The organism is Pseudomonas syringae, assembly GCF_001698815.1.
In the GTDB taxonomy this organism is placed as follows: domain Bacteria; phylum Pseudomonadota; class Gammaproteobacteria; order Pseudomonadales; family Pseudomonadaceae; genus Aquipseudomonas; species Aquipseudomonas syringae_A.
In genome coordinates, this window is sequence record NZ_LGSI01000040.1 from 12,647 (window position 1) to 27,638 (window position 14,992).

A 14,992-nucleotide genomic window follows, 5' to 3' on the forward strand; every position below is an offset into this window, starting at 1 on the left:
CACTATTTCAGTTCGGGCAGGCGGGCTTCGCTTTTGACTTCCGTCAGCGCCAGCGCTTCGGCGGGCAGCACTACACGCTGCTTGCGCAGTAATTCGCCTTCGGTAGCCAGCACCCGGTACATGGCGAACTCTTCGGTGTAGCGCACTTCGGTATAACGACGGCTGGCGTTGTACAGCTCGTTCTCACTGTCCAGCAGGTCAAGCAAGGTGCGTTGCCCGAGGCCGAACTGATCCTGATAAGCAGCGCGCACCCGAGTGGTGGTCTCAGCGTATTCACGGGCTACCGGGGTTTGTTGGCGGGCGTTGTTCATGGCGTTCCAGGCCAGGGACATGTTCTCGTTGAGCATGCGCAGGGCGTTATTGCGGATATCCATGGCCTGGCCGGTCTTGTAGGAATCCGAACGCAGGCGCGCCTTGTCGCGGTTGCCGTTGAACAGGTTGTAATTCATCACCACGGCGGCTCGCCATTCGTTGTCGTGGCCTTCCTCGCCTTGCAGATTGTCGTTGGCGCCGACTGCCAGTTCGGCGTCGAAGCGCGGGTAGAACGGCGACTTGGCGATTTCGTACTGTTTCTCGGCGGCCTGCACATCGGCCTGGGCCGACTTCAGGTACGGGTTGTTGGCCAGCATGCTTTTCTGCGCATCGCTCAGGCTCAGCGGCACTTCACCCTTGATCGACGGTGGGGATTCCAGCTCGTCCGGCATGCGTCCCACGGCACTGAAGAAGTTCGCTTCGGCGTCGGCGAGGTCGACTTGCGCGGTATAGAAATTGTTTTCGGCCAATGCCCGACGGGCCCGTGACTGGTCGCGGTCGGCGGTGCTGCCTACGCCACGTTCGCTGCGCAAGCCGATCTGATCGTTGATGCGCAAGTGGGCTTGCAGGTTGTTCTTGGCCAGGGTCAGCAGCTCCCGGCGCTTGAGGACTTCCAGATAGACCTCGATAGCCCGCAAGGCGAGGCTTTCCGAAGTGCCTTGCACGTAATAGGCGCGGGAGTTGACCACCGCCTTGGTGCGCCCGACTTCATTAGGGGTATTGAAACCATCGAACAACAACTGGCGCAGGCGCAGCTCCGACTGGGTGTAGTTCAGGGAGTTGTCGTCGTGGCCGTAGAGCGCGCGAGTCGTTGGACTGTCTACGCGCTGCCGGCCATAAGCGGCGATCAGATCCACGGTGGGCAAGTACCCGCCCTTGGCGACGTTCACATCCTCGTCTGCGGACAGTCGATTGTTCTTGCTGGCGTGGATTTCCGGGTGATTGTCGATGGTGCTTTGAATCGCATCGGTCAAGGACATGGCTTGCGCTTGGGCACAGGCCACCGCCAACACGACTGCACTGTAGAGCGGGGTCAAATCGCGCATGAGTACTTCTCCCTAAGTAGTAATGTTCAGTTCGCCATAAAAATGGCGTTTTCAGCGATGGAAACCGTATCAGGTTTGTAACATCACAGCTAAGAACAACTTTGGGCGTTACCAAGACGTTTTTTTCATAACCCTTATGCCAAAAAAAACTTATGCGTTTTTTCAAACAGCAGCGATTGTTGGTTGGCTTGATCGAATAAATACAGGTGGTTAAGGCGTCTGAATAGCTTTAGTTGGCTTTATGGCGATATTTTGACTGGCTGGAATTGGCTGATTTTTAAAGCAAATATCTCGATTTTCTGAGTGTCAGTATTTTGTCGTATCTGAAAATTCAGCGGGTCTGCGTAACGCGCCAGAAGCATTTTCAAGCGAATTTGTAAGGTTTGCGGACCTGATTGTTGTGATTAATGGAGGGAATATGGCCAGGCTCATCGGTACGGTGCGACAAGTGGTAGGGGAAGTTTTTGCAGTCTCGGGGGACGGCACGCGACGCGCCTTGCAGCCAGGTGATCGGCTGTTTGCGGGAGAGCAACTGCAGACCGGCGCTAATGGCGCGGTGGCCGTGCATCTGGCAGCCGGTGGCGAACTGACGCTCGGGCGCGACAGCAAGCTGCCGCTCACGGCGCAAATCCTTGCCAATCACGCCACCCATGTCGACACAGCGGACCCGATAACGCCGACCATCGCCCAGCTCACCGAAGTCCAGCAGTTGCAGCAAGCGATTGCCGCCGGTGCCGATCCGACGCAGGTCAGCGACGCGCCGGCTACCGGTCCCGACAATCCCGGCGGTGCTCCCGGCGCATTGGGTGGTGGCCATTCGATTGTGCTGCTGACGGAAGCCGGTGGCGTGGTGACCCCGGTGATCGGCTTCCCGACGGCCGGATTCACCGACGTGCCGGAGTTTCCCGAAGGGCGGATCGAGGGCTTTCGCAACGCTTCGCCCGATGCGCCGCCGGTTGTCGTGCCGCCGATCATCGAGCCGCCTGCTCAACCTCCTGAGCAACCGCCGGTAGAACCGCCCATCGAACCGCCCGTAGTGACGCCCCCGACCGAGCCGCCGGTTGAACCGCCAACAGAGCCGCCGGTTACCCCGCCCGGTGAACCACCGGTTGAACCCCCGGTAGAGCCGCCAGCCAATCACGGCGTCGAGCTATCCGGCGGCGCTCTGACCCTCAATGAAGCGAACCTGCCGTCGGGCTCGGCCAGTGATGGCGATGCTCTGACGCAGACCGGCAGTTTCAAGGTGACGGCCGTGGATGGGCTGCAGAACCTGACCGTGGGCGGCATTGTCGTGGTCAGCGGCGGTGTGGTCGCTGATTTTTCGCAACCCGTCACCACCGGCCTGGGCAATACCTTCAGCGTCACCGGTTATGACCCGGACACGGGAGAGGTGCGTTATAGCTACACCCTGAACGGCTCGACGCCACATCCCGACGGAGAGGGCGCCAACACCACCGGCGAGCAGATTACCGTGATTGCCACCGACGTTGATAACGACTCGGCGACCAGCACGCTGGACATCACCATCGTCGATGACCTGCCGCAGGCCGCGAACATTGAAGTTGCCGTCACCACCGAGCCGGTCTGCACCAACCTGCTGCTGATTATCGACAATTCCGAGAGCATGAAAGACCCGTCCGGGGTGAACGGCTTGTCTCGCCTGGAGCTGGCCAAGCAGGCCATCAGTGAGTTGCTGGACAACTACGCTGCCATGGGCGACGTGAAAGTGCAGATCGTCTCGTTCAACAGCCAGGCCGGAGTGTTGAGTGATGTCTGGGTTGATGTCGCCACGGCGAAGAGCCTGATCAACGCGTTGGATGCAGGCAATGGCACCAACTACGATGCGGCGTTGGCGGGTGCGCAAGCCGCGTTTGTCACCGAGGGCAGCCTGGCCGGAGCCCAGAACCTTGCCTACTTCTTCTCGGACGGCAATCCAACCTTGTCGCCAACCCATACCAACCCCAATAGTCAGCCCAACCCGCAACAGGGCGACGGCATTGACCCCGGTGAGCATGACGCGTGGGTGAGCTTTCTTGACAGCCATGGCATTGATGCCTACGCCATTGGCCTAGGCACCGATATCAGCGGGACTTATCTTGACCCTATCGCCCATAACAACAATGCCCAGGGCAGTGGCAGTGCGGTGATCGTTACCGATCTCGGCCAGTTGAGCGCGGTGCTCACCGGTACTGTGCAAGGTGGCACCAGCGGCAGCCTGCTGAGCGGTGGCACATTCGGTGCCGACGGTGGGTTTATCCAGTCCATCACCGTCGACCAGACCGTCTATTCCTACGATCCGAAAACCGGCGCTGTCACCGTACAAGGGACGGATCACGGCAGTTTCAACGCCACGACCGGCAACCTCACCGTCGTCAGCGATCACGGCGGGACGCTGGTGGTCAATGTGCTTAGCGGCGCGTTCACTTACACCCCGGCAAGCGAGGTGGGCAGTGCGGCGCTGACGGAACAGATCAGCTACGTGATCAGCGATAACGACGGCGATCTGTCCGGTGCCAATCTGCTGATTCATGTTCCCGGCGGCCCCGTTGCGGATGAAGACCCGACAGCCGTTGCCGACCACATCATCACTAACGTGCTGTCATCGAACATCGAAGTGCCGGCGGCGCTGCTGCTGGTCAATGACGTCTCGGCCAACGGCGATCCTTTGAGCGCCACGCCGACGGTGTTCAACACCGGCTGGCAGGCACGGGGTGAAGATTTCTCCGCCAGTCACCTGAAGACCATCGATTTCGATGGCACCCGCGACAAGGTCAGCAACCAGCTGAAAACCCTGGAGCGCAGCGATTTTTTCAGCAACAGCGCGATTACCGCCATGGTCGTCCTGACCGGATACCTCGGCGCGTTCAGCGGTGCCCCGGCCAATGCTCACGATCAGTACAGCGTCGAGTTGAAAGCGGGGGAAACCGTATCGGTCGCCGTGCACAACGCCAACGATTCGATTGGCGTGCTTTGGCAGCTGGACCAGGGAGCGTTTCAGTCGCTGGATGCCGAGGGCACATTCACGGCCACTGAAGACGGCGTTTACCGAATCCTGCTGGTCAACCAACCCGATCCCGGTGTCAGCGACACCGGTGAGCACTACACGCTGAACCTGTCCATCGACTACAGCGCCGTTGATACCACGCCCACTTATGAAAGCCTTTACACCGTCAACGATGCGCACGGCGGCAGCGACTCGGCGGCCGTAAGCATTGATTATCAGGAAGGCTGCACCCTGCAGGGCACCCAGGGTGATGACGTACTGATCGGTGGCGCGGGGGATGACAGCGTGTCGGGCGGCGATGGTAACGATGTGCTCTACGGCGGTGCCGGTAATAACGACCTGTACGGCGATAACGGTAACGACGTGCTGTTCAGTGGGCCGGGCAACGATGTCATGGATGGCGGCGCGGGCAACAACACGGCCAGCTATGCATTGGCGACTTCCGGCGTCACCGTCACCAGCGCCTCGACAGAGCCGCAAGACACGGGGGGCGCAGGCACCGACAGGTTGATCAACATCCAGAACCTCATCGGGTCGAACTATGACGATCATTTGACCGGCGACTGGGAAGCCAACGTGATCAACGGCGGGCAGGGTAACGACGTGTTAATCGGCGCTGCCGGTGACGACACGCTGACCGGCGGGCTGGGTGCCGACACCTTTCAATGGCTGGCGGGCGAAAGTGGCCATGATCAGGTCACGGACTTCTCCATCGGCACCGACACGCTGGACCTCTCGCAATTGCTGCAGGGTATAAACGCTACCGGGGATTCACTGGAGGACTACCTGCATTTCAAGGTGACTGGCAGCGGCGCGGATCTGGTGTCGAGCATCGAAGTGGGCCCAGGATCAGGTGCGGCGCCGACTCAGACCATTGATCTGGCGGGCGTCGATCTGGCAACCCACTACGGCGTGACGCCGGGCTCCGGCGGCATGGTTGCTGGCGGCGCAGATACCGCGTCGATCATTACCGGCATGCTGGGGGATCATTCGATGAAGACGGATACGGTTTAACGCGTGCGCCAGCGCAGTTGCAGGAGCGAGGCTTGCCCGCGAAGGCGTTGATTCAGTCAGCTAAAACGTTGGCCGATAGACCCATTCGCGGGCAAGTCGGAACGCCGCCCGCTCGCTCCAACGGGATTTGGCGAAAAACCGGCCTTACCGAAATACTGCAGATCACTGTTTTTTATTCCCGGGTCTTCTGCCGCAGGATATAAATCGTCACCAGCACCGCGCTGGTCAGCATGAAGCCGCGTGCCCAGGGCAGGGGGATCAGGTAGCAGGAAAAACCGATGCTGATCCACATCAAGCCGATGGCGTAGACCTTGCCTCTGAGCGGAATGCCGTTGCCTTCGAGATAATCGCGAATCCACGGGCCGAGTCGTTTGTGATTGACCAGCCAGTGATAAAAGCGCGGCGAGCTTCGGGCGAAGCACGCGGCGGCCAGCAGCAGAAACGGCGTGGTGGGCAGGATTGGCAGGAAAATGCCGATCACACCCAGCGTCACGCTCACCCAGCCAACGGCTTGAAGGGCATAACGCACGAGCCGGTTACGACTCGTGCGGGGTGAATCTTGCGCCATAGGCGCTGACTCAGTGGTGGCGGGGCTTGAGGATCGCCGGTTTCTCGTCCGGAGCCTGGCACAGCAGGTACAGCGCGGTCAGGGCTTCCGGGATCTGCACGATCATGTCGTCCATCAGATTGGCATCCTGGGCGATATCCGCGAACTCAGGCTGCTCGTCGAACAGGCCCGAACCGACCATGATCGGCAACAGCATTTCGCTGACTTCTTCTTCGGCACTTTCGAACCAGGCGTTTTCACGCAGGAACACGCCTTCCATGAAGCCGATGCACCAGCCGCGCAGATCGGAATCGTCAGGCTCGTCGCCCAGATCGAGATCGCATGGCAGCTCGAATTCTTCGTCGGATGCCAACTGGCGGGCGATGTGCGCCTGCAGCTGGATCAACGTGGCTTCGATTTCTTCGCGCTGGGCATCACTTTCGTAATGCGGCGGCTCGGAGAACAAAGCATCGATCCATTCACGCTCGGGAACGGTTTCGGCACAGATGGACAGGGCGGTCATGTAGCCGTGAGCGGCCACGTAGTCCAGCGCCTCGTCATGCAGCTCATCGGCATCGAGGAAGGCTTGCAGGCGGTTTAGTTGCTCAGCGAAGGACATTGAAAGACTACCTTGGAAATAAACGATGCTGAATTCTAGGCTCTGAGAGCCGTGGGCGCCAGCGGCGAGGCGGTTTGAGGTTAATTTTCGACCACTCGTGTCGCTGCTGTCCTTTGCCTTTAAGCGGTCGGGTATACTGCCGCGCTTTGCAGTGCAGCAGGACAATCTGGGGTTTTTATGCTCGAACAGGCACAACGCGTACTTAAAGACATCTTTGGCTACGACAGTTTTCGTGGTCGCCAGGGTGCCATTATTGAACGCGTGGCCAATGGCGGCGACGCCTTGGTGCTGATGCCCACCGGCGGCGGCAAGTCCTTATGCTTCCAGGTTCCGGGACTGTTGCGCGACGGCCTGACGGTGGTGGTATCACCGTTGATCGCCTTGATGGACGATCAGGTGGCGACGCTTGAGGAATTGGGTGTGTCCGCCGCAGCGTTGAACTCCACCCTCAGCGCCGAACAGCAACGTGATCTGGCCAACCGGATTCGTCTGGGCGAGGTCAAAATGCTCTATCTGGCCCCGGAACGTCTGGTCCAGCCGCGCATGTTGGCGTTTCTGCAAAATCTGCAGATCGGCCTGTTCGCCATCGATGAAGCCCACTGCGTATCCCAATGGGGTCATGATTTCCGTCCGGAATACCTGAAACTGGGCCAGTTGGCCGAGCTGTTCCCCGACGTGCCGCGCATTGCCCTGACGGCCACGGCCGACAAACGGACCCGTGAAGAGATCGTCACGCGCCTGCATTTGCAGAATGCCGAGCGCTTTCTGTCCAGTTTCGACCGGCCGAATATTTTTTATCGCATCGTGCCCAAGGAGCAGCAGCGCAAGCAGTTGCTGGCGTTTCTCTCCGAGCGCCGCAGCGATGCGGGCATCGTCTATTGCCTGTCGCGCAAGAAAGTCGACGAGGTTGCCGCGTTTCTTTGCGACAACAAATACCCGGCGCTGCCGTATCACGCTGGCTTGCCCTCGGAAACCCGCTCTGCCAACCAGAAACGCTTCCTCAATGAGGAAGGCTTGATCATGGTTGCGACCATCGCCTTCGGCATGGGCATCGATAAACCCAACGTGCGCTTTGTCGCGCACATGGATTTGCCCAAATCCCTGGAAGCGTATTACCAGGAAACCGGCCGCGCCGGTCGTGACGGTTTGCCGGCCGATGCCTGGATGACCTACGGCCTGCAAGACGTGGTGATGCTCAAGCAGATGCTGCAAAACTCCGAAGGCGATGAACGGCACAAGCGTCTGGAGCAACACAAGCTCGATGCCATGCTGGCTTTGTGCGAAGAAACCCGTTGCCGTCGTCAGACGCTGCTGGCCTATTTCGACGAAGACATGCCCGAACCTTGCGGGCATTGCGATAACTGCGTCGATGGCGTGCAAACCTGGGACGCCACCGAACCCGCACGACAGGCGCTTTCAGCGATCTATCGCACCGGGCAGCGCTATGGCGTCGGTCATCTGGTCGACGTCCTGCTGGGCAAATCCAACGATAAGGTGCAAAGCTTCGGCCATCAGCACCTTGCCGTGTTCGGGGTCGGCAAAGACCGCTCCGAAGGCGAATGGCGTTCGCTGTTCCGCCAATTGGTGGCGCGCGGCCTGGCGGATATCGATCTGGAAGGCTACGGCGGCTTGCGCTTGAGTGATACGTGCCGGCCTTTATTGCGCGGCGAAGTCAGTCTTGAATTGCGCCGCGACCTGAAACCGCAAACCACCGCCAAAGGCGGCTCCAGTCCGGCCAGCCAACTGGTGCGTGGCGAAGAGCGCGAACAGTGGGAAGCCTTGCGCGCCCTGCGTCGCAAGCTGGCCGAAGAGCACGGCGTGCCGCCTTATGTGATTTTCCCGGATTCCACCTTGCTGGAAATGCTGCGCAGCAAACCCGACACCTTGTCCGACATGGCCCAGGTCAGCGGCGTTGGCGCGCGCAAGCTGGAGCGCTATGGTCAGGCGTTCCTTGAGGTGCTGAGCGGCACCGCCGAGGCGCCGAAAGTCGTTGCCGATGTGCGTCATGAACTGATCAGTCTGGCCCGCGCCGGGATGACCCCGATGCAGATTGCCGGTCAGCTGCAATGTTCGGAGAAAAACGTCTACACCATGCTGGCCGAGGCCATCGGTAAGCAGCAGTTGTCGCTTGAACAGGCCCTTGATCTGCCGGAAGACCTGCTGGGTGAAGTCCAGGACGCTTTCCTTGATGGCGAAGGCGAACTGCCGCCGGTAGCGGCCATTGCCGAGCAATTCAGCGGGCGCGTTCCCGAAGGTGTGCTGTATTGTGTGCGCGCTGCGTTGCAGTCCGAATTCGAAGTCTGACATTCGCTGCAGTCCAGGCGTTGACAGTGCTGCGACCAAAGGCCACAGCAGGAAACTTGCCACGGTCCGGGGTCCATGGTTAGCTGACTAATAATTAGTTTCGACCATGAGTTTTCTATGCCAATGACTGATGAACATCGTTTCGGTATGCAACTTGCGCAAATCACCCGCGGGTGGCGAGCCGAGCTTGATCGACGATTGGCTGACATGGGGCTGTCCCAGGCCCGTTGGCTGGTGTTACTGCATCTGGCCCGCTTCACGGAACCACCGACCCAGCGCGAGCTGGCACAAAGCGTTGCGGTTGAAGGCCCGACCCTGGCGCGTTTGCTCGACAGCCTGGAAACCCAGGGGCTGGTGCAACGTCAGGCGGTCCTGGAAGATCGACGCGCGAAGAAAATCGTCCTCTGCGACACCGCCCTGCCTCTGATTGAAAAAATCGAAGCCATCGCCACGGCGCTGCGTATCGAAGTGTTCGAGGGTATCGACGAGGAAGATCTGCGCACTTGCATGCGTGTTCATGCGCAAATTCGGGCTAACCTCGAAAGATCCTGAGGCAGGCGAGCGGCTTCTCACTCATACTTGTGCTCTCAGGCGATGAAGTCTGCGCTTTATATTGAACATGCCGAGAAGCCTGCTTTGGTTTCCATAAGGGTCTGTATGCTGAAGAGTTTTCAGGCTGCTGCGCTGGGCTATCGTCGCCACTCCAGTCACATGGGCAAGACACTGCGCCGAACAGCCTTGCTGGCGGCCATTTCATCGGTCTCGATGCTGCATGCTTCCATCGCGTCGGCATTGGGAATGGGCGACATCACCCTTCATTCCGCGCTGAATCAGCCGTTGAATGCCGACATTGAACTGGTCGAAACCGGCGGGTTGAGCGCCGAGGACATCGTTGCAAGGCTGGGCTCGGTGGACGATTTCGCCAAGGCCGGTGTCGAGCGGGTTTTCTTCTATAACGATCTGCGCTTTACCCCGATCATCAAGGGTAATCGCGGCGTGATACGCGTGGTTTCGACCAAGCCGGTCACCGAACCCTATCTGAATTTCCTCGTGCAAGTCGTCCGTCCAAACGGCAACCTGCTGCACGAGTACACCGTGCTGCTAGACCCGGCGACCTCGCCGGCAGGTATGGCAGCGACAAGTGGCCGGAACAGGGACGCTTCGGTGCAGGCAACGGCTGAATCACGTATGCCCATCGCGCCGCCCGCGACGTCTCAGGACAAGCGTTATGCAGTTGCCAGCGGCGATACGCTGGACTCGATTGCCCGCCGCGTGCAGGGCAATGGTGCCAATGCTTCGGCCGCCCGAATGGCCGATGGCATCCAGGCATTGAACCCGCAAGCGTTCGCCAGCGGTAAGGGCAGCGTCCTGAAGGTCGGGCAAAACCTGTTACTGCCTGACGCTGCTGTGGTGCCCAGCGCTCGCAATGCAGCGCCGACACCCGTTTCCGCCGCGTCACCCAAGGCCGCCGCAATGCCTGCCGATGTGCAACGCAGCGCTGAACAACTGGCTACCGCTGCCGTTGAAAATCAACAATTGAACAAAAATCTGGATGACTTGAAAGGCCAGATTGCGGTCCTGCAAGAGCAAATGACGGGCAAGGATCGGCAGATCGTCGGTCTGCAGACCCAGCTCTCCGAGAAAACCCCGGCGCCGGTGCCAAGCGCCCCGGTCATCGTGCCTTTACCCGCAAGCGCTACGCCGCCTGTGGTGGTCGAGCCGCGCGAGGATTCATTGCTGTCGTCGCTGTTGCTGCCGGGGGCGATCCTGGTGCTGCTGTTGTTGCTGGCCCTGGCTTATTCGGTACGCCGCAATCGTCGAAAGCAGCAACATTTGGCGGGCGCAATCCCGGCAGACTCACCGCTGATCAAACCCGCGCAAGCCGCAGAAGCTTCGGTTTATGAAGCTCCAGTAATGGCCTCGCGAGTTGTCCAGCCGGAAACGTCCATGAACGCCCCTCGGCCGATTGCCGCTGCGCCCAAGGCCAACGCGGCTCCCGATGCGCTGGATGGTGTGAGCATCTACATTGCTTATGGTCGATTTGCCGAAGCCCTGGGGATTTTGCGCGGCGCTCTGCAGCGAGATCCACAGCGCACCGATATTCGCCTCAAGATCCTTGAGCTATTGGCGGAGCAGGGCGATGCGCCAGGTTTCGCCAGTGAAGAGCAAAACGCGCTGGAGCACGGCGTCGATCCGCAAACCCTGGCCGACCTGCGTAAACGTTATCCACAGCTCAAACCCGTGGAAACGTCTGCTGCACCGCTGGTCGTACCGGCAGCTTTGGCAGCTACCCAGCTGGCTGAACCTGAGCTCGCGCAACTGGACGAAACCGCCGCTGCGGCGCTGAATCCGGAGTCTGGCGACGAATTCCAGCTGAACCTTGACGACTTGTCCATGGATGCCGAATGGGATCTGGTGGATCCGTTCGACAGCCCGAAACCCTTGCGCGGCAAACCCGAGGTCGAGGAACCGGTCATTCAGGAGGATCTGGCGTTCTCGTCCAACCTCACCGAATTGCCGGAAGTATTCGAAATACAGGACGATCAGTTCCTCAGTGATTTTTCCGATCCTGAACCTATCGTGCAGTCCAACAACGATTCGCTGGATGATGCCTTCCTGGATGGCTTCATGGACGACTCGTCGGAGTTTGATTTGCTCGACATGGACGAAGCCCCGTTGAGCAAGATCAACCAGGCGCAGGTGCTGATCGACGACGGCGACTTCGAATCCGCCAGGGAACTGTTGCTGGAAGTCATGGAAGATGCCGACGAGGAGCATCAACAAATGGCCCGGGAGTTGTTGACCAGCATCAGTTGAAATCGGGGCTGCGGCAACGCAGTGGCTGATTTCAGCTTCGCGAAAACCTAACGACGTTCGGGAGTTTGCTTCATGTCAGCCGTCAAACCTGAAGTTGTCATTACCTACTGCACCCAATGCCAATGGCTGCTGCGTGCTGCCTGGCTTGCTCAGGAGTTACTCAGCACGTTCTCCGACGATCTCGGTAAGGTGTCTTTGAAACCGGGTACTGGCGGGGTATTCCGGATTACCTGCGATGAGGTGCAGATCTGGGAACGCAAGGCTGACGGCGGCTTTCCGGAAGCGAAGATTCTCAAGCAGCGGGTACGTGACCAGATCGACCCGCAACGCGATCTCGGTCACAACGACAAGCCGGGCAGCCCGGTCATTTCATGAGCCGCAAGACCCTCGGGTAATGAGGGGCTTGCGCTGTCACAACACTGCCACGATGCAGTCACAATCGATTAACCCAGCCGGCGCATGATCCTGAAAACCCTGCCGGAGGTTAACCATGAGCAGCGCTCAGCTTGCTAAACCCAGCCGTAAGCAACGCGTCCGCACCTTGTGGATTTCCGACGTGCATCTGGGCACGCGCGATTGCCAGGCCGAACATTTGTCGGCGTTTCTCAAGCGCTATCAGGCCGACAAAGTCTATCTGGTGGGCGATATCATCGATGGCTGGAAGCTGCGCAGCGGCATGTATTGGCCTCAGGCGCACACCAATGTGATCCGCCGCCTGTTGACCATGAGCAAGCGCGGCACCGAAGTCATTTACGTCACCGGCAACCACGACGAATTCCTGCGCCGCTACTCGAAGCTGATCCTGGGCAATATACAGTTGGTGGATGAAGCCGAGCATGTCACTGCCGATGGTCGCCGGTTGCTGGTGATTCATGGTGATCAGTTCGACGTCATCACCCGCTATCACCGCTGGTTGGCATTTCTTGGCGATTCCGCCTATGAATTCACCCTGACCCTCAACCGCTGGCTCAATCACTGGCGGGCGAAATACGGTTATGGCTACTGGTCTCTGTCGGCGTACCTCAAGCACAAGGTCAAGACTGCCGTCAGCTTCATCAGCGATTTCGAAGAAGCCATCGCCCACGAGTGCGTCAGGCGCGGGCTGGACGGTGTAGTCTGCGGGCATATCCATCACGCGGAAATTCGCCAGGTGGGTGGTGTGGAATACATGAACTGCGGGGATTGGGTTGAATCGTGTTCGGCGTTGATCGAGCATCTGGACGGCTCGATCGAATTGTTCCGCCTGGCCGATGCACACCTGCCGGCAAAGGTGCTGCCGACCGACCAACAGGTTCCGGCCAGCGAACCCGTTGTTTAAAGCTTTCGATTAAAACGGCGTCTTCGATTAGAAGGGCACCTTGCCGAGCACCATGTCCCGGTACATGACGAAATCTCCCAGCAGACTGTAGAAGGGATGCTGGAAGGTGGCCGGGCGGTTCTTCTCGAAGAAAAAGTGACCTGCCCAGGCGAATCCGTAACCGGCGACAGGCACCAGCCACAATAAGCCCCAATGACCGCCGCCCACGGCGAACGCCAGCAGGAAAATCACCAGGCTGGTGCCGATGAAGTGCAGGCGACGGCAAGTACTGTCGCGGTGCTCAAGCAAATAGTACGGATAGAAATCGGCAAAACGGGTGAACTGTTTCGTGTTTTCCATGACTGACGGTCCTGATTTTGTTGGGATCGGGGACAAGTCCCCTCCTACCTGTTTCGGAACCCGGTAGGACCGGACTTGTCCGGGAAGCCGCCCGTGCAGGCGATGAATCTTCTCCTGTCGGTTAACAGTGACAATAAACGCCTTTTCCCGCGCCACGGCAATAGCCTTCGAACCGGACCTCAATGGCGCCAGAATGCCGGGATGCACAGCACCAGCACCGTGATGATCTCCAGCCTGCCGAGCAGCATGCCCAGGGACAGAATCCATTTTGCGGCATCCGGCAGGCTGGCAAAGTTACCCGCAGGACCGATGGTTTCGCCCAGTCCCGGCCCGACCCCGGACACTGTACTCGCGGCACCGGTCAGCGCTGTCATCCAGTCCAGCCCCAGCAACGAGAGCGCCAGCGCAATCAGGCAGATGGTGATGGTAAAGAAGAACGAGAAAGTCAGAATCGAGCGCACGATTTCGTCGTCGAGACGATGCCCGTTGTACTTTTGCTTGATCACCGCCCGTGGATGGATCAACTGGTGCAGGTTGGCCTTGAGCAGGATGTAGGCGACCTGGAAGCGGAAGATCTTCACGCCGCCCGCTGTCGAGCCTGAACAGCCGCCGATGAAACCCAGATAGAAGAAGAACATCAGTGCGAAATTGCCCCACAGGCTGTAATCCCCAAGGGCAAACCCCGTCGTGGTCACCACGGATGTGACATTCAACGCCACATGGCGCAACGCGTCGTACCAAGGCAGGTCGGTGGTCGCCCAGTACCAGGTGCCCATGACCAGCCAGGTGGTCAATAGCAGCCCCAACAACCCGCGAACCTGCTCATCCCGGAACAGCGCGCCACGGTTGCCGCGCAGTGTTGCGACATACAGTGTGAAGGGCAGGCTGCCGAGGATCATTACGACGATGGCCACCCAATGCACCGCTGGCTGGTGCCATTTGGCCAGGGACAGGTCCGAGGTAGAGAACCCACCCGTGGAAATCGCCGACATCGCGTGATTGATCGCATCGAACAGGCTCATGCCCGCCAGCCAGAAGGCAATGCTGCCCAGCGCGGTGAAGCCGACATAGGCCAGCACGATGAACTTGGCAACCATGTGCGAGCGCGGCATGACCTTTTCCGAGCGGTCCGACGATTCGGTCTGGAACAGCCGCATGCCACCGATGCGCAGCAGCGGCAGAATCGCCACAGCCATGCCGATGAAGCCGATCCCGCCGAGCCAGTGCAGCATCGAGCGCCAGATCAGAATCCCCGGCGACATGGTGTCCAGGCCGCTGAGTACCGTAGAACCGGTGGCGGTGATCCCGGACATGCTTTCGAAAAACGAGTCGGTGTAGCTGATATGTTGCGTCAGCAGAAACGGCAGAGCGGCAAAGATACACACCACGATCCAGCTGGAAACCGTGAGCAGGTACATGTCCCTCGGACGCAGGTGCACATGCTCCGGGCGACCGGGAATCACCAGGGCAAGGCCGGCGATGAACGTCAGAAGGCTGGCCCAGAGGAAGGAGCGCAGGTCTTCGATGCGGTCGAAGATGACCAGCGTCGCCATGGGCACGATCATGGCGATAGCCAGAGTGATCAGGAAGATGCCGATTATGAAACCGATGATACGAAGGGTCGGCAACGCCATGCAGTCGCTCTGACTAAAGTGGGGAGAGGCGCCATTCT

11 protein-coding genes are annotated in these 14,992 nt (G+C 59.4%); 6 read left to right on the plus strand and 5 right to left on the minus strand.

All coding sequences use genetic code 11. The features are described from left to right. Positions 1-2 precede the first annotated feature (2 nt). On the minus strand, positions 3-1,358 hold the full coding sequence (locus AFK24_RS11460) for a TolC family outer membrane protein (protein ID WP_065833354.1): 1,356 nt from the start codon (positions 1,356-1,358) through the stop codon (positions 3-5). Positions 1,359-1,776: 418 nt separating this feature from the next. On the opposite strand from AFK24_RS11460, the gene AFK24_RS11465 reads away from it, so the two are divergent. Continuing rightward, positions 1,777-5,376 carry a retention module-containing protein gene (locus tag AFK24_RS11465; RefSeq protein ID WP_065833355.1) on the plus strand — a complete coding sequence of 1,200 codons (3,600 nt, stop codon included), beginning with the start codon at positions 1,777-1,779 and terminating at the stop codon, positions 5,374-5,376. A gap of 172 nt (positions 5,377-5,548) precedes the next feature. Here AFK24_RS11465 and AFK24_RS11470 read toward each other — a convergent pair whose 3' ends face one another. Both AFK24_RS11470 and AFK24_RS11475 read right to left on the minus strand, forming a co-directional pair. Beyond that, entirely contained in the window at positions 5,549-5,944 is a 396-nt protein-coding gene (locus AFK24_RS11470) for a YbaN family protein (RefSeq protein WP_065833356.1), read from the minus strand. 10 nt (positions 5,945-5,954) lie between these two features. Beyond that, positions 5,955-6,542, minus strand: a complete 588-nt coding sequence (locus AFK24_RS11475) for a YecA family protein (protein ID WP_020290419.1) — start codon at positions 6,540-6,542, stop codon at positions 5,955-5,957. 177 nt (positions 6,543-6,719) lie between these two features. Here AFK24_RS11475 and recQ point away from each other — a divergent pair, with 177 nt between their 5' ends. From recQ to AFK24_RS11500, 5 genes are all read left to right on the plus strand, one after another. Then, positions 6,720-8,846 carry a DNA helicase RecQ gene (recQ, locus tag AFK24_RS11480; protein ID WP_020290418.1) on the plus strand — a complete coding sequence of 709 codons (2,127 nt, stop codon included), beginning with the start codon at positions 6,720-6,722 and terminating at the stop codon, positions 8,844-8,846. Between the two features lie 117 nt (positions 8,847-8,963). Beyond that, entirely contained in the window at positions 8,964-9,398 is a 435-nt protein-coding gene (locus AFK24_RS11485; RefSeq protein WP_065833357.1) for a MarR family transcriptional regulator, read from the plus strand. 105 nt (positions 9,399-9,503) lie between these two features. Further along, complete coding sequence (locus AFK24_RS11490; RefSeq protein WP_065833358.1) at positions 9,504-11,663, plus strand: FimV/HubP family polar landmark protein; 2,160 nt, start codon at positions 9,504-9,506, stop codon at positions 11,661-11,663. A 72-nt stretch (positions 11,664-11,735) separates the two neighbouring features. Beyond that, positions 11,736-12,038 (plus strand): SelT/SelW/SelH family protein, encoded by a 303-nt coding sequence (locus tag AFK24_RS11495; RefSeq protein ID WP_065833359.1) that lies wholly within the window; start codon positions 11,736-11,738, stop codon positions 12,036-12,038. Positions 12,039-12,153: 115 nt separating this feature from the next. After that, positions 12,154-12,981: a UDP-2,3-diacylglucosamine diphosphatase gene (locus AFK24_RS11500; protein ID WP_065833360.1), complete on the plus strand. Its 828-nt coding sequence runs from the start codon at positions 12,154-12,156 to the stop codon at positions 12,979-12,981. A gap of 27 nt (positions 12,982-13,008) precedes the next feature. On the opposite strand, the gene AFK24_RS11505 is transcribed toward AFK24_RS11500, so the two are convergent. Further along, positions 13,009-13,320, minus strand: a complete 312-nt coding sequence (locus AFK24_RS11505; protein WP_065833361.1) for a DUF962 domain-containing protein — start codon at positions 13,318-13,320, stop codon at positions 13,009-13,011. Positions 13,321-13,499: 179 nt separating this feature from the next. After that, a complete protein-coding gene (locus AFK24_RS11510; RefSeq protein WP_065833362.1) occupies positions 13,500-14,954 on the minus strand; it encodes a TrkH family potassium uptake protein in 1,455 nt (484 codons plus the stop codon). Between the last annotated feature and the right edge of the window lie 38 nt (positions 14,955-14,992).

Bases quoted from the DNA above. Each gene is read 5' to 3' on its own strand.
- AFK24_RS11490 (WP_065833358.1), top strand. From the start codon at position 9,504: ATGCTGAAGAGTTTTCAGGCTGCTGCGCTGGGCTATCGTCGCCACTCC.
- AFK24_RS11505 (WP_065833361.1), bottom strand. From the start codon at position 13,320: ATGGAAAACACGAAACAGTTCACCCGTTTTGCCGATTTCTATCCGTAC.
- AFK24_RS11510 (WP_065833362.1), bottom strand. From the start codon at position 14,954: ATGGCGTTGCCGACCCTTCGTATCATCGGTTTCATAATCGGCATCTTC.
- AFK24_RS11475 (WP_020290419.1), bottom strand. From the start codon at position 6,542: ATGTCCTTCGCTGAGCAACTAAACCGCCTGCAAGCCTTCCTCGATGCC.
- AFK24_RS11465 (WP_065833355.1), top strand. From the start codon at position 1,777: ATGGCCAGGCTCATCGGTACGGTGCGACAAGTGGTAGGGGAAGTTTTT.
- AFK24_RS11500 (WP_065833360.1), top strand. From the start codon at position 12,154: ATGAGCAGCGCTCAGCTTGCTAAACCCAGCCGTAAGCAACGCGTCCGC.
- recQ (WP_020290418.1), top strand. From the start codon at position 6,720: ATGCTCGAACAGGCACAACGCGTACTTAAAGACATCTTTGGCTACGAC.
- AFK24_RS11460 (WP_065833354.1), bottom strand. From the start codon at position 1,358: ATGCGCGATTTGACCCCGCTCTACAGTGCAGTCGTGTTGGCGGTGGCC.
- AFK24_RS11470 (WP_065833356.1), bottom strand. From the start codon at position 5,944: ATGGCGCAAGATTCACCCCGCACGAGTCGTAACCGGCTCGTGCGTTAT.
- AFK24_RS11485 (WP_065833357.1), top strand. From the start codon at position 8,964: ATGCCAATGACTGATGAACATCGTTTCGGTATGCAACTTGCGCAAATC.
- AFK24_RS11495 (WP_065833359.1), top strand. From the start codon at position 11,736: ATGTCAGCCGTCAAACCTGAAGTTGTCATTACCTACTGCACCCAATGC.